The sequence below is a fragment of the Arthrobacter sp. RT-1 genome (genome assembly GCF_003367205.1).
Classification (GTDB): domain Bacteria; phylum Actinomycetota; class Actinomycetes; order Actinomycetales; family Micrococcaceae; genus Arthrobacter.
In genome coordinates this window covers 350,897-369,126 of sequence record NZ_QRGQ01000002.1, presented here as the reverse complement: position 1 = coordinate 369,126, position 18,230 = coordinate 350,897, and the positions used below count along the sequence as shown (strand labels likewise).

The following is an 18,230-nucleotide window of genomic DNA, read 5'->3' as shown; positions in this document are numbered from 1 at the left end:
TGGCCTTACGAGCCTTGGGTGGGCTCAGGGGCCGCTATCCTTGTTCCCCCATTCCCTCGCCAGCTCCAATACGCGTATCGGGTGCCCCCTTTTTCCGGGCCGCAGTCCTGCAGGTCCCTTGCTTTGCTGCGCCCGGAAGGTACCACTGCGCCAACGATCGGGATGGGATAAAAGAAAAGAGCGGAAAAGTGAAGGCAGTAGTTGACAAAGGACCGAAAGACGTCAGCGTGGAGGACGTACCGGACGCCAAAATCGAGCACCCCGCCGACGTATTGGTGCGGATTACCGCTGCGAATATCTGCGGCTCGGACCTGCACATGTACGAAGGCCGGACCAGCTTCGAACCCGGACGCACCTTTGGTCACGAGAACCTGGGCGAAGTGGTTGAGACCGGCCCGGCGGTCAGCAAAGTAAAGGTGGGCGAGCGTGTCGTGCTGCCGTTCAACATCGCCTGCGGATTCTGTAAGAACTGCGATCGGGGCTTCACCAATTACTGCCTCACCATGCAGCCGGAACCCCAGCTCGCAGGCGCGGCCTATGGTTTCGCGGACATGGGCCCCTACCAGGGCGGACAGGCAGAATACCTGCGGGTGCCGTACGGAGACTTCAACTGCCTGCGCCTGGGCGAGGACTCCGTGGAGAAGGAGCTCGACTATGTCATGGTCGCCGATATCTTCCCCACCGGCTGGCATGCCACCGAGCTGGCGGGGGTCTACCCGGGAGACTCCGTGGTCATCTATGGTGCGGGACCAGTAGGCCTGATGGCAGCCTACTCGGCCATTATCAAAGGCGCTGGCAAGGTCATGGTCGTAGACCGCCAAAAGGACCGCTTGAAGCTGGCCGAGCAGATCGGCGCCATCCCTGTGGATGATTCCGCGGTGGACCCTGTCGAGTTCGTCAAGGACCAGACCATGGGATTCGGGGCCGACCGGGGCTGCGAATGCGTGGGCTACCAGGCACACGACCCGGGCGGCAATGAACATCCCAACCAGACCCTGAACCGGCTCGTGGACTCCGTGCGGTTCGTCGGCGGCCTGGGCGTGGTGGGCGTGTTCCTGCCCCAGGATCCTGGCTCCCCCGATGAGCTCGAAAAGCAGGGGCAGGTGGCCTTTGACTACGGAAACTACTGGTTCAAGGGACAGACGATGGGATCGGGCCAGTGCCCGGTCAAGAAATACAACCGGGCCCTGCGCGACCTCATCGCCGGCGGAAAAGCCAGCCCTTCCTTCCTCGTCAGCCACGAGCTGCCGCTGGACCAGGCCCCCGAGGGCTACCGAAACTTTGACAGCCGCGAAGACGGCTGGACCAAAGTCGTCCTCCACCCGGCCAGCGCCTGAGCGGCCGGACAGGAGATTTGATATGTCGGATCAAACTATTTCCCTGAGGCGGTACTGATGCGGTCAATGGTGTATCGCGGGCCCTACAAGGTCCGCGTGGAAGAAAAGGACATCCCTAAGATCGAGCATCCTAATGATGCGATCGTGCGGGTGACGAGGGCTGCGATCTGCGGCTCTGACCTGCACCTTTACCACGGCATGATGCCGGATACCCGGGTGGGAATGACTTTCGGGCACGAATTCATCGGCGTGGTGGAGCAGGTGGGCCCGTCAGTGGAGCGGCTACAGCCCGGGGACCGGGTGATGGTCCCGTTCAACATCTACTGCGGGTCCTGTTACTTCTGCGCCCGCGGCCTGTATTCGAACTGCCACAACGTGAACCCGAACGCGACGGCGGTGGGCGGCATCTACGGCTACTCCCACACCTGCGGAGGTTACGACGGCGGCCAGTCCGAGTACGTGCGGGTACCGTTCGCCGACGTCGGGCCAGGCTTGATCCCGGACTGGATGGACGAAGAGGACGCCGTCCTGCTCACCGATGCCCTGCCCACCGGCTACTTCGGCGCCCAACTCGGCGACATCGTCCAAGGCGACACGGTGGTGGTGTTCGGCGCCGGGCCAGTGGGCCTGTTCGCCGCCAAGTCCGCGTGGCTGATGGGCGCAGGCCGGGTGATTGTGGTCGACCACCTGGAGTATCGGCTCGAGAAGGCCCGCACCTTCGCCCACGCTGAAACGTACAACTTCGCGGAATACGACGACATTGTGGTGCACCTGAAGAAAGCCACTGACTACCTGGGCGCCGACGTCGTGATTGATGCGGTGGGGGCCGAGGCGGACGGCAACTTCCTGCAGCACGTCACCAGCAGCAAACTGAAACTCCAGGGCGGCTCCCCCATTGCCCTGAACTGGGCCATCGACTCCGTCCGCAAGGGCGGCAGCGTGTCCGTGGTGGGCGCCTACGGCCCGATTTTCAGTGCCGTGAAATTCGGTGACGCCATGAACAAAGGATTGACGCTGCGGATGAACCAGTGCCCGGTTAAACGGCAGTGGCCGCGGCTTTTCGAACACATCCGCAACGGGTACCTCAAGCCCAGCGACATCGTCACCCACCGCATCCCGTTGGAACACATCGCCGAGGGATACCACATCTTCTCCGCGAAGCTCGATGAATGCATCAAGCCCCTCGTCATTCCCAGCGCGGCCTGAAAGGAAAAACCATCATGGCTGAGATACCAACGCCCTACACCGCGGCCAAGCCGGCCCTGAAGGAGTCCGTGGAGGACCTGCGCGCCCGGATCCCGGGCTGGGGTGCGGACCTGGACCCGGCCGACAGGCCCTCCTACCCTCGCGAACAACCTGGCATCGAAACCGGCGCACATTGGGACTTCCCTGAGCGCCAGCCCGAGAAATGGCCCCGGGAACGGTCCGTCGAACACGCCTTCCTGACCCCCGTTTTCGGGACCTCCACCCCACCCAAGGGCGCGTCCGGGGCCATCCGGAAGTACGCCTACAAGTACAGCGAGGGCCGGGCAGCGCACTGGCTCCTGCTCGTCGCCGCAGACCGCGTGGACGCCACGGAACACCACGTGAAGTCCCTGGCGACGCTGCGCCCGGACAACCCCGTGACCGAAACCGGCGTGCTCAGCGAGTTCTCCAGCCACGGCATAAGCTCACGCTTCGGACAAAAGCGGGCCGACACCAACCACCAGTGGATCGACCCGATCATCGTGGCCGGCCCCTGGGTGCTGGCGGCTGTAGGGCTCGCAGCGGCCTATAGGACCTTGCGAAAGGAGCGCACAGAGCCTGACAACTGATCTGCCAGAACGGCGAAGGGTGTCACCAGCAAGGCATTTGCTGGTGACACCCGCACGTCATCCTTGGCCGAGGTTCGTGACCAAGTTGATGGAGACCGCCATCAGGACTGTGCCGAAGAAATACGACAGCAGAGCGTGCAGAAGAGCTTTGCGTCGGACCTCGGTATTGATGGGCTCGATCTCAGGCCCGGCGTACGACATCCCCACGGTGAAGGCGAAGTAGGCGAAGTCGCTGTAGGTAGGCTGCTTCTCCTGCTTGACGTCGAACCCGTCGTCGGGGTGATCCAGGAAGTACATGCGGGCGTACTTCAAGGCATAGACGGTGTTGACGAGCGCCCACGCAACTATCGTGCCGAGCACGCCCAGGATGACCAATGCCACCGAGGTGGGATCTTCGCTCCGGTCGCTGGACTGGATCAGTGCGACCACCACGGCCGCGATGCTCGCGATACAAGCCGTGACGATCGCGTTGTCGGTCACACGGGAGGCGGACTCCTCGCGCGCGAGGCGTTCAGTCCCCGGTGGATCCTTTCGCCAGCAGATCCGCCACACCCATGCCAGAGCGGTGACGCCGGCGGTGCACCACCCGACCAGGGGCCCAAGGGAAGGTTCTACGGCTACCGCTGCGACGGTGCCGGCCACTGCCCCGACTGCAACGCAGACAAGAGCACGGCGAGCTGACAGGATCCGACCGTTCATGGATGCTCCTCGAAGGGACGTTGCCGGCCATGCCCTGGCCTCAGGGCCGCTCAAGCCGGCAGGGTCCAATCCTCACATTCGTCCAGTGTGCGCAGCGGTGGACTCGCGCGCAAGGGTTTTGTTGCTAAGCCTTCGGGGACTTGCGGGGTGTGGCGCGGGTGGAGCTGTTGCGTACAACAAGTGTGGGTGCGATGGGAGTACGGTCTACCTCCTGCCCCTCCATGGCGCCGATAAGCACCTCCATGCTCATCAGCGCCAACGCGGTGAAGTCCTGGCGCACGGTGGTCAGGGGCGGCAGGAAATAGTCGGAACCTTCGATGTCGTCGAAGCCGACGATACTCACGTCGTCCGGGACGCGGACCCCATTTTCGGCGAACGCGCGAATAAGCCCTAGGGCAGTGTGGTCGCTGGCCGCGAAGATCGCCTGGGGGATCCTGTCTTCGCGGACCAGCTTGAGGCCTGTTTCGTAGGCCCATCGGGGGCTCCAGTCGCCCTCGAGACAGAGCCCGGGCGAAAGGCCGGCGTCACGAAGCGCGGCCTCCCAGCCGCGCTTGCGCACCCGTCCGTCGAACCAGTCCATTGAGCCGGCGATGTGGGCGATGTCTGTGTGGCCCAGGTCGATGAGGTGTTGGGTGGCCAGCCGTGCTCCGAGCTCCTGGTTTTCAGAGTATGTGAACACGTTGGGGGTGGATGATGCACCTGCGGCAATCATCTCCACGGGCACCCGGCACGATGCGTTCCAGACTGCTGCCGCCATGTCCACCACTGGTGCGATGACGATGATTCCACCCACGCCGACGTCATCGAGGGTGTCCAGGGCGGGCTGCACAGACTCTGCGTAGGGCTGCTCCACACTGATGACGGTTGTGGCGTAGCCCTTCTTCCGCGCCACGTTCTCGAGGGCCATGAGTGTCCCGACAGGACCGAACCGAGGGGAGCCGTCGGACAGTATCCCGATGGAGGTGGACCGGCTGGTGACCAGCGCGGTCGCAGCCCTGTTCCGGCGGTACCCGATGTCCTTGATGACGTCCAAAACGCGCTGGCGGGTTGCGGCACTGACATCCGGTGCATCGTTGAGAACCCGCGAGACAGTGCCAAACGAGACTCCGGCGAGTTGGGCCACATCGTTGATGGTTGGCTTCCGCCGCGGCGGGGCGTCCGAAAGCCGCCCTTTCGCCCCGCGTGGGATTGCAGCGTCTGCCATGCTCTCTCCTGTCTCGCGTCGCCAGTACCGACGCCGGCGCCGGTACGGCGTGCCTGTCAATCCTATGTCGACGCCGGTCCAGTCCATTGCTCCTCGGTCGTGCTGCTGTGAGGTTTGACACCTCGTTCCGTAAACGTTTACGATCGTCTCCGTAAACGTTCACGGTATCAGCGTTAGCGTTTACGGAAGCAAAAACATTCAATGAGGAAGGAGCGGAAATGCCTGGCACCGTTGCAGATGCACTTGCGCTCGATTCCTGTTTCAGGCTTCGAAATATTCACCGGGGACAGTGGGCAAACCTGGCACTGCTCCTCACTGATGAAGCAGTCGATGATCTCGCGGCAGCCGTCCGGGCCTTCGTTACCGCTGGCTCCTCGGCCGTTGTCTGCATCTTCAATGACAACGTTTTTTGGGCCGGCATGGTCATCACCGTTGACACGTCGGGCGGTGGCGCATCTGTGTCCACGCTGGACCGCCCGGCTGCCGAAGCCGGCGGTGACATGACTGAAACGGCAGGCGCGGCAGTGAGTTGGGTTCAGACCCACTATGGGCCGTGCTCCCTGGGCTTCTTCGTCAATAAAGAGCATGCACAGGCCATCCTGTGCGCTTCGGACAAGGCCAGCGCTGTCCGCTCGGCCTCTGCGGCGGGCGGCCTCATCCTGTCACCGATTCCCCCGGCGCTGGCCATAGCCCTCGCCTGATCCACCCCAACCATCCATCCACCTCAAAGCACTGGAGAACAATGATGATCCGCAGGCTTCCCCTCATGGCCGTGGCAGCAGTCCTGTCACTTTCGGTCGCCTCCTGCAGCAGTTCCACAACGGCTAGCTCGAACGCTCCTGACGCCGGTATCTCCGAAAAGGCTCAACAGGCCCTCGACAAGATCACCGGACAGGTTCTCAGCAAGGGCCCCAATGGCGAAACGCCCTCCCCGGCGTCCGTTGCAGACCTGACGACTGAAGAGATCGAGAAGGTCAAAGGACTCAACGCTACAGCAGCCATCGTGATGCACTACGGCGGCAACGACTGGGCCACAGCCCAAGTCAACGGACTCAAGAGCGAATTCGAAAAGCTGGGCATCAAGGTCATCGCCACAACGGATGCGAACTTCAAGCCGGACAAGCAGGTTTCCGACCTCGAGACGGTGATGACGCAGGACCCGGACATCATCGTGTCCATCCCCACGGATCCCGTTGCCACCGCCTCCGCCTACAAGAAGGCCGCTGCTGCCGGCACGAAGCTCATCTTCATGGACAACGTTCCCCAGGGCTTGACCGCCGGCCAGGACTACGTCTCCGTTGTCTCTGCCGACAACTACGGCAACGGCGTCGTCTCTGCCCACCAGATGGCCAAAGCGCTCGGCGGCAAGGGAAAGATCGGCCTTGTCTTCCACCAGGCCGACTTCTTTGTGACCAAGCAGCGGCACGAAGGCTTCAAGGACACGATCACCAAGGAATACCCGGAGATCCAGATAGTGGAGGAAAAGGGCATCGCCGGCCCGGACTTCGCTGGAGACGCCCAGGCTGCGGCCAACGCCATGATCAGCAAGTACCCCGATCTCGCCGGCATCTGGGCGGTATGGGACGTCCCGGCAGAAGGTGTCATGGCAGCAGCCCGCGCCGCCGGCCGGAAGGATTTGAAGATCGCCACGGAGGACCTCGGCAAGAACGTTGCGATCGCCCTTGCCAAGGACGAACTCGTCGTCGGCCTCGGGGCGCAGGTTCCCTTCGACCAGGGTGTTACTGAAGCACGGCTGGGCGCAGGCGCCCTGATCGGTAAGGAAGCACCGGCCTACGTGGCGTTGAGCGCCCTCCCGGTTGACCACTCCAACGTCCTGGAGGCCTGGAAGCAGGTTTACCACGAGGACGCCCCGAAGGACATCCAAGAGTCCTACAAGCAGTAGCCAGACCCGACGGTGCGGGGGCCCCACCCCCGCACCGCGCCGAAAGGGCAACAATGAACACCGCAGACAATGTCGTCGAGATGCGCTCGATTTCCAAGGGCTTCAATGGCGTTTCCGTGCTGAAGGATGTCAGCTTCGACGTCCGCCACGGCGAGGTCCACGCGCTGGCAGGCGGTAACGGTGCCGGGAAGTCCACGCTCATGAAGATCCTCCAGGGCGTCTACCAGACAGACGCCGGCGAGATCCTCATCGGAGGCAAACCTGCCTCCATCAACTCGATCCAGGACGCGAAGGCCGCCGGGATCGGCATGGTCTTCCAGGAATTCAGCCTCGTGCCGAGCCTGACCGTTGCGCAGAACATCTTCCTCGCCGCTGAACCGCTCGGCCCGAGCGGGCTCATCGACGACCGAACAGCGGTGAAGCGGGCCAAGGAGGTCTTCGCCGAAATGGAGGTCGACGTCGACCCCCGGGCGGAGGTCTCGCGGCTCGGCACCGCCTACTGGCAGCTGACCGAGATCGCCAAGGCCCTCGCACAGAACGCAAATGTGCTGATTATGGATGAACCGACCGCCAGCCTGGCCCGCCACGAGTCCGAAGCCCTCTTCGAACTGATTGACCGCCTTAAGCGGCGTGGCATCTCCATCATTTACATCTCCCACCGGATGGACGAGGTGTACCGGCTCGCAGATCGCATCACCATCCTCCGCGACGGCCGCCACCTCCTCACGAAGCCGCTCACTGACGTCACTCCCGAGCAGATCGTGGAAGGGATCGTCGGGAAGAAGATCGAGGGCCAGCTTTCGTACCGTGCCCGTCACGTGGCCCAGGACGCGGAACCCCTGCTCGAGGTCCGTGGGCTCAATGCCGGCCACCGGGTCCGGGACGTGTCCTTCGCGCTCCGTCCCGGCGAAATCCTCGGCCTGGCAGGACTCATGGGCAGCGGACGCACGGAGCTTGCCCGCGCGCTCTTCGGCATTGACAAGGTGGACAGCGGTGATGTCCTGCTTCGCGGCAAAAAGGTCAACCTTGCAACTCCGCAGCAGGCCATCAACGCCGGCGTCGCCCTCATCCCTGAGGACCGCAGGGCCCAAGGCCTGGTCCTGGAGCACTCCGTCCAGGACAACCTGCTGCTGCCGCTGCTTGGACAGATTCAGCGCGGACCCCTCCTGGACGGCACCAAAGGCAAGGAATTGTCCTCGTCGCTGATCAAGAGGTTCGCAGTAAAGGTGGCCCACCCCCACCGGCCGGTGCGGCTGCTCTCCGGCGGCAACCAGCAGAAGGTGGTCATCGCCAAGTGGCTGGGCACCGATCCGGACATCCTGATCCTGGACGAGCCAACGGCCGGCGTCGACATCGGCACCAAAAGCGAAATTTTGGACATGATCCGTGAGCTGGCCAGTGCCGGCAAAGCCGTCATCGTCATCTCCTCCGAGTACCCCGAACTACTCGCGGTCAGCGACCGCGTCCTCGTCCTCAAGGACGGCTCCATCATCCGCGACATCCCCCGCAGCGAGATCGCTGACGAGGAATATCTCCAACTTGCAGTCCAGGGAGTCTGAACAGTGAGCAAGGCAAACACCATCGCGCCCCGGGACACCACCGAGGCACCCCGTCAATTTGGCACCATCCTGAAAGAACTCGACTGGCGACGCTACGTCATCTACATCGGCTTCGTCGTCGTCTTCCTCTTTTTCGCCGTTCTGCTGCGCGACCAGGGCTTCCTGTCGCCGAACAACCTGCTGAACATTTTCCGGCAGACTGCCACCATCACCGTCATAGCAGTAGGCATGACATACGTGATCGCATGCGCTGAAATCGACCTGAGCGTCGGATCCGTAGCCGGCCTCTCCAGTGTCTGCACCGCTATGGCCCTCTCCCAGTGGGGCCTGATCCCCGGCATCCTTGCCGGCCTCGCCGTCGGGCTCGTGGTCGGATCGGTCAACGGCGCCCTGGTGAGCCTCCTCGGAATCCCCTCCTTCCTGGTGACCCTCGGCATGCTGGGAATAGCCGTTGGCGTTGCCCAGTGGATTACCGCCTCGGCGCCCCAGCCCATTCTGAACGACACCTTCAACACGCTGTTCGGATCGGGGAACTTCGGTCCAATTCCGGGCTTGGTGGTCTGGAGCGCCATCTTCGTTGCCATCGGCGCCGTCGTACTGAACCGCACCCGGTTCGGCCGGCAGGTCCTCGCCACAGGCGGCAACCGCAACGCGGCAGAGTTCACCGGCATCAACACCAAGCGGATCAAATTCCAGGTGCTCCTCATCTCGGGCATGGTGGCGAGCGTCGCCGGGATGCTGTACGCCGGCCGCCTCGAGTCGGGCCGATTCCAATGGGGAGCAGGCGACGAACTCTCCGCCATCGCCGCGGTCATCCTGGGTGGAACCAGCCTCTTTGGCGGATTCGGCTCAATCGTCGGAACTCTCTTCGGGGCCCTGCTGATTGGCCTGATCAACAACGGACTGATCCTGGCCGGGCTCGACAGCAGCCAGCAGCAGGTGGTCCGCGGCGTCATCATCATCCTCGCCGTCGCGCTCGCCCGGAAGAAGTAAAACAGTGCCGATGATTCCGGCACGCAACGTGCAGTCCATCCCTGCAGTCGAAAGGCACAAACAATGAAACTTGGTTACTGTTCCATCACCTGGGGCGGCGTCGTCGGCCACCCCCAAGGCGTGACGAGCGTCAAGGACCTTTTCTACATGACCCACGGATCCATGAGCGACGCCGTCCGGGACATCGCATCTGTCGGGTACGAAGGTGTGGAAATGTTCGACGGCAACCTCGCGGAGTACGCCAACAAGCCGGAGGAACTCAAAGAGCTCCTAAGCAGCTCCGGGGTCTCCCTGGCAAGTGTGTATACCGGGGCCAACTTCATTTACGCCGAGATCCTGCCCGACGAGATGCACCGGATCCACCGGGCCGCCGAGCTGGCGGCGAGCTTCGGAGCGGAACGGCTCGTGGTTGGTGGCGGGGCACGACGCGCCGCCGGAACCAACGAGGAGGACTACCGCCGCCTCGGTGAAGCGCTGGACCGCGTAACGGACATCGCAGAAAGCTTCGGGCTGTCGGCAAGCTACCACCCGCATCTCAGCACCATCGTGGAGAGCCCGGACGAGCTGGACAAGCTCATGCCGCTCACCCGGATAGGCTTCTGCCCGGACACGGCCCATCTTGCAGCCGGCGGAGCAGACCCGGCCGCCGTCATCCGGAAGTATCCCGACAGGATCCGGCACGTCCACCTCAAAGACTTCCAGCAGAACCCGTTCACCTTCCTCCCGCTGGGCCAGGGCGAACTCGACTTCCCGGACATCATTGCTGCCATCCGGGAAAGCGGATACGACAGCTGGCTCATGGTCGAACTCGACAACTACGACGGCGATCCACGGGAAGCTGCCGAAATCAGCAAGAAGTATCTCGAGAAAATCCTCTAACCAATTTTGACCATCAGGGAAAGCCAGCCTCGGCGACTCCCGTCTTTTCCGAAAGGAACCTCGTTCACATGCAGAACCTCAACGTCGGCCTCATCGGTGGGGGCTTCATGGGCAAAGCCCACTCCCTCGCGTACGCCGCCATGCCCATGTTCTTCTGGCCTGCACCGGCCCTCCCGGTCCGCAAGGTCATCGCGGAGGCCAATCCGGAACTGGCCGCCGAAGCGGCCCGTCGCTTCGGCTTCGAAAACTCCACCTCTGACTGGCGCAGCATCATCGAAGATCCGGACATCCACGTGGTGGATATTGCAACGCCGAACCATCTCCACGCTGAAATCGCCATCGCCGCCGCGGAAGCGGGCAAACACATCATCTGCGAAAAACCCCTGGCCCGCACGGGCGAAGAATCCAAGGCCATGTATGACGCAGTCAAAGACAAGAACATCGTCCACATGGTCGCCTTCAACTACCGGCGCACCCCCGCAGTGGCATTGGCAAAGAAGTACATCGAGGAAGGTGCCATAGGCAAGATCATCAGCTTCCGCGGGACATACCTGCAGGACTGGAGCGCCGACCCCAACTCGCCATTGTCCTGGCGTTTCCAGAAGTCGGTCGCAGGTTCCGGCGCGCTGGGAGATATCGCCACGCACGTCTTCGACATGGCCCGCTACCTCGTCGGTGAGTTCAGCGCCGTCAACGCCGTCCTGTCCACCTGGATCCCCGAGCGGCCCCTCCAAACGGGCGGGGCCGATGCGCTCGGCACCGTACGGGGCGGAGAGGGCCCGCGGGGCGAGGTTGATGTCGACGACGAGGTCATGACGATGATCCGGTTCGCCAACGGAGCCGTGGGATCCGTGGAGGCGACACGCAACGCGCACGGAAGGAACAACTACATCACCTTCGAAATCCACGGAACCGAAGGCAGCATCGTCTTCAACTACGAACGACGCGATGAGCTGCAGGTCTGCTTCGCTTCCGACCAGGCCGACCGCCGTGGATTCCGCACTGTGTACACCGGCCCTGCCCATCCCTACGGAGAAGGCCTCTGGCCCATTCCGGCCCTGGGCATTGGCTACGGGGAAACGAAGATCATCGAAGCGTACGACTTCTTCAAGGCCATCGCAGAAGGTGGCAGCGTGAGCCCTAACTTCGCAGATGGCTACCAGGTGGCCCTCATCGACGACGCGATTGTCGAATCTGCTGCAAAAGAATCATGGGTGGAAGTTCCGCAGATCACCGACTAACCCAGTTCCGGGAGGGACGGCGAAAGCTGTCCCTCCCGGAAACCCAGGACGACCATAAGCAAGGAAGACAAGATGCCACAGCCCCTCCCGATCCGCCAGGAGAGTGCAGAAGTCTGGCTCATGCCGGTTTTCATCGCCAAAGCAGGGCACGAAGCCGACCTCCAGGAAGCCCTCCACGCTCTTCAGACGCTAAGCCGGAAAGACCCTGGATGCCTGGAATACACCGTTTTCTCTGACGAACACCGGCCCGGCACGTTCGTTCTCTTCGAAGGCTGGGCGCGTGACGAAGACCTGGCATCACATAACGAAGAAGACCATGTCAAGGCGTTTGTAAGGGAAGTCGAACCGCTCTTGGCAGTACCGTTTTCCGTCACTCCAATCACGCCCCTCATCTAAATTCGATGCCCTGGGGGTCACTCCGAGAGCACGGCAATTCCGTCGATTTCCACCTTCATTCCGGGCCCCAGTCCGGCGGAGACGGTGGTGCGGGCGGGGTAGGGCTTGTCGAAGAACTCTCCGTAGACTTCGTTCATGCCGGGGAACTCCCCGTGTTCGCTGATGAACACACGGACCGTGACGAAGTCGTTCATGCTGCCGCCGGCCGCCTCGATGACGTACTTGAGGTTCTGGAGCGTCTGGCGGGTCTGCTCCTGAATGCCCTCGCCAACGAGCTGGCCGGTTTTTGCGTCGAAGCCGCCCTGCCCCGCGAGGTAGAGGGTGGTCCCGACTTTCACGGCCTGGGAGTAGCTGGCAACGGGCGTCGGTGCGAGGTCGGTAACGATCTCTTGCTTAGTCATCTGCACTGTTCTTCCTTTTCGTTGGGCTTTTCAGTTGGGAGAAGTATTCAAGGGCGGACGAATCGCTCAGGGCGCTGCCCACCCCGACGCCGACAGCGCCGGCATCGAGGAAGTCCTGGGCGTTGGACGGGGTGACCCCGCCGACAGCCACATAGCTGATCTGCGGGAACGGCCCCGCGAGGGTCTTCAGCGCGCCCGGACCTGCCATGTCCGCCGGAAACAGCTTCTGGACGTTCAGGGACATGCTGAGCGCACCATGCATTTCTGTGGGAGTCGCGACTCCCGGCAGGTACGGGAGCCCCATCTCCTGGGCACGCATGATGGACGGCGGGAAGAATCCCGGCGCAATCAGGAACTGGGCTCCTGCCTCCTGCGCACGGTCCACATCCTCGGGAGTGCAGATGGTGCCGGCGCCGATCAGTCGTTCGGTGCCGTCCGCAGCCCCGCCGGCTTCCTTCAGCGCGAGGAATGCCTCCTGGGACTGGAGCGGAACCTCCACCAGGCGGATGCCTGCGTCCCAGCACCGGACTGCCATCTCTACAGTCGCGGCGGCGGGCAGGCCCCGGAGGATGGCGATCACAGGTGACACCAGCAGGTGGCGGAGGAAGAAGTCGGAATCGTTAACCACGGCGCTTCCTTGATTTCGTGGGAGACTGTGCGGCTCCTACCCTATATAGTGGTTGCACATGCTGTCTAGTGCATTGCACATATTGCAACGGAGGAGTTGTGGAGCCACTTCGCGTATGGCTGAAGGCAGGGCACACCGTGGAAATTATCCGGCGTCTCTTGCCGGAGTTCCGCGAGGCGACGGGGATCGACGTTGCCCTCGATGTCGTCCCGGAGGGGGTGGCCCATGATGCCCTGGTGCAGGGGTCCCCGGTGGCCGACGTGGTCACGGTCCCTTTCTGGTACCTGGAGGAATTGCGCGCGGCGGGGACCCTGCTGCCCATCGCAGCGGCCGACGTCGGACTGGACGAAAGTGCCTTCGTCCCCCATGCGCTCGCGGCGCTGCGGCGGGGCGGGACGCTCTGGGCCGTGCCCCACACCCTCACAGGCGGCATGCTGGCGTACCGGCAGGACCTCTTCGAGGCCGCCGGTTTAGGGCGCCCGCAGTCACTGGCGGACGTCCTCACCGCCCACGGCGTGCTGCGGGAGCGGGGCATGGGCCTTGTTGCGCGGTGCAACGGGGAATTTTCCTCCTTGGAGACCTTCTCCGGCTGGGCAGCGGCCAAGGCGGTGAGGCTTCTTCCGGACGCCGGCGACCCCACCTTCGAGGACCTGCGCGACGGCGTTGGGGACCTGGTGCAGGCCCTCGCCCGCGGACCGCAGGACCTGACGGGGCTGGACTACGCGGGTGTGGGGAACCTGGTCTCCGACGGAAAAGCGTCCCATCTCTTCGACACCAGCGCCTGGGCATTCCAGTTCGAGGACCCGGGATCGCCGGTACGGGGACTCATGGGCTACACGACCGTTGGCGATGCGCGCCCCGCACAGTTCGTGTACGCCGAAGGCTTGGGCATCACCGCGGGGTGCCACAGTGAAGAGGCTGCGCGGCAGTTCATCGCGTGGCGCCATTCCGAGGAGGTGCTCCGCGCCGAGGTTGTGGGTGTCCGCCGCATCGATATTCCGCGGGCGGACCTGCGGGAGCGGGACTGGTACAGGGACTTCGTGGCCGGGGCGGGCCTGGAGGAATGCCTGCGGGCCGTGGACGAGTCCTGGTCCGGCATCGACTTCCGCCACATCCCGCTTCGGGTGGACTTCGTGGAGGCGGCCCGGAGGCTGATGGGCGCCATCAGCGGGACGGTCTCAGGAAAGTACGCCTCCCTTGCCCTGGCCTATGACGTCACTTACCAACAGGACGGCCAACGAGGATGACCTCATTGATCTTGTACAGCGCGCCCAGGTCTTCGAGCGGATCGGCGTCGAGGCACAGGATGTCCGCCCGCCGCCCAACGTCGAGATATCCCGCGCCGTCCCCCAGGAGTCTGGAACCGTTGACGGTCATGGCCCGCAGTACAGAGGCAGGGTCCATGCCGGCGCGGTTTAGGTGCAGCGCCTGCTCCTGCATGCCGAATCCGTGGGGGTTGAACGTTGTGCCGGCATCCGTCCCGACGGCCAGCGGCAGCCGTGCCCTAACGGCCTGCTGCAGCGCGGCGCGCTCGTGCGGGGCATGGGCGAGGATCTTCGACAGGGTTTCAGGGTTCGCCGTCTCGCGCTGGTCAGACGAGACGAAGCGCTCGGTGGCGACCAGGGTGCTGACCAGGGTGCAGCGGCTTTCGGCCAGCAGGGCGACCTCGTCCGGGGTGAGGTAGGAGAAGTGCTCGATGGAGTCCACCCCTGCCTCGATGGCATTCCTGATCCCGTCACTCCCGTGCGCGTGGGCTGCCGCGGCGAGTCCGGAACGGTGCGCCGCGGCCGTCACCTCGCTGATCAGGGAGGGCTCCATCTGCGTGGCACCCGGTACGGTGCCGGATGTAATGACACCGCCGGTGGCAAACAGCTTGACCCAGTGTGCGCCGAGGCCGGCGATGGCATTGATGGCTTCCTCGTATTCGGCGGGCGTCGTTGCCCACCGGGAAAGGAAATTGCCGTGGCCTGCCGGGGAGCTGATGGCACCCGCCGCCACAATCTGCGGCGCCCGCGCAGCACCCAGGCCGCCGCCCTTCACTGCGTGCAGCACCGCATCCTCCGGACTGCCGAGGTCCCTGACGGTGGTGACTCCGGACTGGAGATGGCGGAAGGCGTTGGCCTCGAGCAGGTCCTGCCGGGCCGCCGGGTCCGACGATCTTGCTTCCTGCTCCACATCCGCCCCGCCGGACAAGGCCAGGTGCACATGGCAGTCCACCAGCCCCGGTATCGCCACGGCGGCAGGGTGGCTGGGAATTCCCGCCGGCCCCTGGCCGGTGCCCAGCGCAGTGATAAGGCCATCACTGATGGTCATCCAGACGTCGTCCGCGGGCTCCATATCCGGGCCGAGAAGTGCTTTCCTGAAGCGAATGGCGTTGTACATCTTTCCCTTTCCAATCATCGGAGGTTTCCATGGCCAGCACGTCAATCCGGGTCGCAGTGATCGGTGCCGGTGACTTCGGCAGGCGGCACATCGCGGTGCTTTCTGCCCTTCCCGAGTTCCATCTGGCCGCCATCGCGGACCGCAATGAAGCAGCTGCGCGTGAGAGCGCGCAGGCGCACGGGGCCGAGCCCTTCAGCAGCCTGGAGGCGGTCCTCGGCAGGCTGGAGATCGACGCCGTCGTCATCGCAACTCCCCCGACCGCCCACACCGCAGATCTCCTCATGGCACTCGACCATGGCCTTCCGGTCCTCGTCGAGAAGCCGGTGGTGACCAGTGAAGAAGACCTGGCAAGGCTGGAGAGCCTGCCGGCCGAGCTCCGCCGCCTGGTCCTTCCTGGCCATATCAGCCGCTATCTTCCATCGTTCTGCGCCCTGCGGGAGCGGATGCGCGGTGAGACGGTGCGGGCCATCAGGGCCGTCCGGTATGTGCCCCGGGAGCGCGTGGCGATGCACGGGGAATCGCATCCGGCCCTGAGTGCCATGGTCCACGACTTCGATCTCATCCGCGCCCTCGTGCCTTCGGAACTGGAGCACGTCAGTTCCGTCCAATCATTGATTGATCCTGCACTGCCCCATCCGCAGGCGGTCTTCGTCCACCTCCGGTTCGCAAACGGGACAATCGCATCCGTGGACAACCTGTGGACCCTGCCCCACGCCCGGAAGTACATCGATGCACGTCTGGAAGTCTCATCGGACGAAACCCTTGCCACGCTTTCCCTTCCCGGGGGAGAAGTCTCGTTTGCTGCCCCTGACAGGGAATACGCTCCCGCCATCGAGCTGGAGGGCTCCGTCTACGGTGTCCCGGCAGGAGCCCTGGCGAACCAGCTCCGCTACTTCGCCGCCCACGTCCGGGGAACTGCAGTGGATACGGCAGTGACCCTGGAGGATGCGCTCTGGTCGGTGCGGGTGGCCCTTCAGGTCCAGCAGCAGGCGTCCGGTGGCTAGGTGAATTCCCTGCCGATGGCGGCCGCCGCCTCCTGAAGGAGGGGCTCGATATCCAAAAGCCGGTCGCGCGTCAGTGTCATCACCGGCGCGGACACGGAAATGGCGTGTGAAACCTCGCCAGACCCGGTGCTGATGGCTACGGCCACGCAGTGGATGTAGTCCTCGTGCTCCCGGTCATCGATGGCATACCCGCGCTGGCGGATCTGCTCCAATTCCGCCAGGTACGTTTCGGCGGTCATGATGGTGCGCTCGGTATGCCGGACGTACTCGATCTTGTGCGCCAGCTCGACCTGCTCTTTAACGGGGCGGTGGGCGACGATCGCCTTGGCTACCCCGGTGCAGTAAAGAGGGGCAGTTGCTCCGACGCGGGAGTACATGCGGACCGATGTCTGGGCTTCGTATTTGTCGATGTAGAACACCTCGCCCTCGTCAAACGCCGCAAGGTGGATTGTCTGCTGGGTCTTTTCGCCGAGCATGCGGAGGTGCGGGGCGGCGAGGGGGCGGATGTCCAGGCTGCCCAGGGCCACCGCTGCCAGCTTGAAAAGCTGCGGACCAAGGCGGTACCGGTGGGTGTCGCTGTGCCTGACGTAGCCCTGGGCTTCCAACGTCTGAAGCAGGCGCAGGGCAGTGGACTTGTGCACCCCCAGCATTTCAGCCGTCTCGGCGAGGTCCTTGTCACCATCGCCCAGGAACGGAAGGATCTGCAGGGCGCGATCAACGGTTTGGGACACGTGTGTTGCTGCTTTCTTTTAGGTTGGGCGCGAAGCGCTGGCCTCGCCAGCCTTCGTCGGTGAGCTGCAAGAGCTCACTTATGTATTCTCGCCCCGGAAGGGCCCCTATGTCTGTTACTACGCTGAGCGAGCAGCTGGCCGTAATCGTGCCGAGGCGTCCGGCGTCTCGGATTGTCATCCCCCTGAGGTAGCCGGAGAGGAACCCCGCGGCGAACGCGTCGCCGGCACCAACAGGTTCGACGACGTCGACGACGAGCGCCGGCACGAAGACCTGCTCGTCGCGGTGGAAGACGGTGCAGCCTTCCGCGCCTTGCTTCACCACAAGGTACTCAGGATCGGGAAGGAGCCGCCGTACCTCCATGGGGTGCGTCGATCCCCACAGGTCGTTCGCCTCATCCAGCCCGACGAACACGATGTCCGCAGCCCGGGCGACGTCGAGCATGGCCGCCGGGCCGCCGTCGTCCTTCCACAGTGCCGGCCGCCAGTTGACGTCGAAGGACACGGCGGTGCCTGTTGCCCTGGTGCGGATGAGCTCGGCCAGGAAGTCCCTGCATGACGCGGACAGCGCGGAGGTGATGCCGCTGATGTGGATCACCCTCGCTCCGAGGGAGCCGACAAGGCGGGCCGCTTCGGGGCCCATGGTGCTGGCAGCGGATCCCGATCGGTAGTACCACACCCTCGTCTGCTCTTCGGACCGGTCCTTGAAGGCAACACCGGTGGGGTGCTCAGGGTCGCGGGCCGCGTGCCCGACGTCAACGCCGAAGCTGCGGATCTCGTCCAGCAGGAAGCGGCCGAAGGAGTCGTCGCCCACCTTGCTGATCCATGAAACATCGGTTCCGAGCATGGATAGGTAGGCAGCAACGTTGGACTCCGCACCGGCCACCGAGAGCCGAAAAAGCGTATCGGAACTCATTGCACCGGGGTTTTCGGGCACAAGCATCGCCATGGACTCGCCCACGCAGACGACGTCTGCCGCGGAATTTCCAGATTTCTCTTCCAAGAACTTCTCCCTGGGTCGCAGCTCAGCGCATGTGATTGACACTACAAACAACGACTGTA

The 18,230-nt window shown here is 63.7% G+C and carries 19 protein-coding genes; 12 read left to right on the top strand and 7 right to left on the bottom strand.

Annotated elements, in window-relative coordinates; genetic code table 11:
• Window positions 1–188 precede the first annotated feature (188 nt).
• The 3 genes from DXK94_RS03125 to DXK94_RS03115 are packed head-to-tail and all read left to right on the top strand — an operon-like array spanning window position 189 to window position 3,151.
• The gene (locus tag DXK94_RS03125) at window positions 189–1,337 is read left to right on the top strand and encodes a glutathione-independent formaldehyde dehydrogenase (RefSeq protein ID WP_115523786.1); all 1,149 of its coding nucleotides are present in this window, start codon (window positions 189–191) and stop codon (window positions 1,335–1,337) included.
• Window positions 1,338–1,394: 57 nt separating this feature from the next.
• Window positions 1,395–2,543, top strand: coding sequence for a zinc-dependent alcohol dehydrogenase (locus DXK94_RS03120; protein ID WP_115523785.1), 1,149 nt, complete (start codon window positions 1,395–1,397; stop codon window positions 2,541–2,543).
• Window positions 2,544–2,557: 14 nt separating this feature from the next.
• The gene (locus DXK94_RS03115; protein WP_079595151.1) at window positions 2,558–3,151 is read left to right on the top strand and encodes a hypothetical protein; all 594 of its coding nucleotides are present in this window, start codon (window positions 2,558–2,560) and stop codon (window positions 3,149–3,151) included.
• Window positions 3,152–3,208: 57 nt separating this feature from the next.
• On the opposite strand, the gene DXK94_RS03110 is transcribed toward DXK94_RS03115, so the two are convergent.
• Window positions 3,209–3,850, bottom strand: coding sequence for a DUF1345 domain-containing protein (locus DXK94_RS03110; RefSeq protein WP_115523784.1), 642 nt, complete (start codon window positions 3,848–3,850; stop codon window positions 3,209–3,211).
• Between the two features lie 124 nt (window positions 3,851–3,974).
• The gene (locus DXK94_RS03105; RefSeq protein WP_115523783.1) at window positions 3,975–5,054 is read right to left on the bottom strand and encodes a LacI family DNA-binding transcriptional regulator; all 1,080 of its coding nucleotides are present in this window, start codon (window positions 5,052–5,054) and stop codon (window positions 3,975–3,977) included.
• Window positions 5,055–5,272: 218 nt separating this feature from the next.
• Between DXK94_RS03105 and DXK94_RS03100 the strand changes: the two genes are divergently transcribed.
• The 7 genes from DXK94_RS03100 to DXK94_RS03070 all read left to right on the top strand — a co-directional run bounded on the left by DXK94_RS03100 (window position 5,273) and on the right by DXK94_RS03070 (window position 12,025).
• Window positions 5,273–5,755 carry a hypothetical protein gene (locus DXK94_RS03100; protein ID WP_115523782.1) on the top strand — a complete coding sequence of 161 codons (483 nt, stop codon included), beginning with the start codon at window positions 5,273–5,275 and terminating at the stop codon, window positions 5,753–5,755.
• A gap of 41 nt (window positions 5,756–5,796) precedes the next feature.
• Complete coding sequence (locus DXK94_RS03095) at window positions 5,797–6,957, top strand: substrate-binding domain-containing protein (protein ID WP_115523781.1); 1,161 nt, start codon at window positions 5,797–5,799, stop codon at window positions 6,955–6,957.
• 53 nt (window positions 6,958–7,010) lie between these two features.
• On the top strand, window positions 7,011–8,516 hold the full coding sequence (locus tag DXK94_RS03090; RefSeq protein ID WP_115523780.1) for a sugar ABC transporter ATP-binding protein: 1,506 nt from the start codon (window positions 7,011–7,013) through the stop codon (window positions 8,514–8,516).
• Window positions 8,517–8,519: 3 nt separating this feature from the next.
• On the top strand, window positions 8,520–9,509 hold the full coding sequence (locus DXK94_RS03085) for an ABC transporter permease (protein ID WP_115523779.1): 990 nt from the start codon (window positions 8,520–8,522) through the stop codon (window positions 9,507–9,509).
• A 63-nt stretch (window positions 9,510–9,572) separates the two neighbouring features.
• The gene (locus tag DXK94_RS03080) at window positions 9,573–10,388 is read left to right on the top strand and encodes a sugar phosphate isomerase/epimerase (protein WP_115523778.1); all 816 of its coding nucleotides are present in this window, start codon (window positions 9,573–9,575) and stop codon (window positions 10,386–10,388) included.
• Between the two features lie 68 nt (window positions 10,389–10,456).
• Window positions 10,457–11,629, top strand: a complete 1,173-nt coding sequence (locus tag DXK94_RS03075) for a Gfo/Idh/MocA family protein (RefSeq protein ID WP_115523777.1) — start codon at window positions 10,457–10,459, stop codon at window positions 11,627–11,629.
• Between the two features lie 72 nt (window positions 11,630–11,701).
• The gene (locus tag DXK94_RS03070) at window positions 11,702–12,025 is read left to right on the top strand and encodes a putative quinol monooxygenase (protein WP_258868414.1); all 324 of its coding nucleotides are present in this window, start codon (window positions 11,702–11,704) and stop codon (window positions 12,023–12,025) included.
• Between the two features lie 17 nt (window positions 12,026–12,042).
• Here DXK94_RS03070 and DXK94_RS03065 read toward each other — a convergent pair whose 3' ends face one another.
• Both DXK94_RS03065 and DXK94_RS03060 read right to left on the bottom strand, forming a co-directional pair.
• Window positions 12,043–12,426, bottom strand: a complete 384-nt coding sequence (locus DXK94_RS03065) for a RidA family protein (RefSeq protein WP_115523776.1) — start codon at window positions 12,424–12,426, stop codon at window positions 12,043–12,045.
• Window positions 12,419–13,054, bottom strand: a complete 636-nt coding sequence (locus DXK94_RS03060) for a bifunctional 4-hydroxy-2-oxoglutarate aldolase/2-dehydro-3-deoxy-phosphogluconate aldolase (RefSeq protein WP_115523775.1) — start codon at window positions 13,052–13,054, stop codon at window positions 12,419–12,421. Before DXK94_RS03060 ends, DXK94_RS03065 begins: the two co-directional genes overlap by 8 nt.
• Window positions 13,055–13,152: 98 nt before the next feature.
• Between DXK94_RS03060 and DXK94_RS03055 the strand changes: the two genes are divergently transcribed.
• Window positions 13,153–14,301, top strand: a complete 1,149-nt coding sequence (locus DXK94_RS03055; protein WP_181884726.1) for an ABC transporter substrate-binding protein — start codon at window positions 13,153–13,155, stop codon at window positions 14,299–14,301.
• Here the strand turns inward: DXK94_RS03055 and DXK94_RS03050 are convergent.
• Complete coding sequence (locus tag DXK94_RS03050; RefSeq protein WP_181884725.1) at window positions 14,270–15,436, bottom strand: amidohydrolase family protein; 1,167 nt, start codon at window positions 15,434–15,436, stop codon at window positions 14,270–14,272. The genes DXK94_RS03055 and DXK94_RS03050 overlap by 32 nt on opposite strands.
• A gap of 29 nt (window positions 15,437–15,465) precedes the next feature.
• Between DXK94_RS03050 and DXK94_RS03045 the strand changes: the two genes are divergently transcribed.
• Window positions 15,466–16,440, top strand: a complete 975-nt coding sequence (locus tag DXK94_RS03045) for a Gfo/Idh/MocA family protein (RefSeq protein ID WP_115523772.1) — start codon at window positions 15,466–15,468, stop codon at window positions 16,438–16,440.
• Here DXK94_RS03045 and DXK94_RS03040 read toward each other — a convergent pair.
• Window positions 16,437–17,171 carry an IclR family transcriptional regulator gene (locus DXK94_RS03040; protein WP_115523771.1) on the bottom strand — a complete coding sequence of 245 codons (735 nt, stop codon included), beginning with the start codon at window positions 17,169–17,171 and terminating at the stop codon, window positions 16,437–16,439. The two genes, DXK94_RS03045 and DXK94_RS03040, sit on opposite strands and share 4 nt — an antisense overlap.
• Entirely contained in the window at window positions 17,155–18,171 is a 1,017-nt protein-coding gene (locus tag DXK94_RS03035; RefSeq protein ID WP_147294352.1) for a sugar kinase, read from the bottom strand. The genes DXK94_RS03040 and DXK94_RS03035 overlap by 17 nt, the downstream gene beginning before the upstream one ends.
• Window positions 18,172–18,230 lie beyond the last annotated feature (59 nt).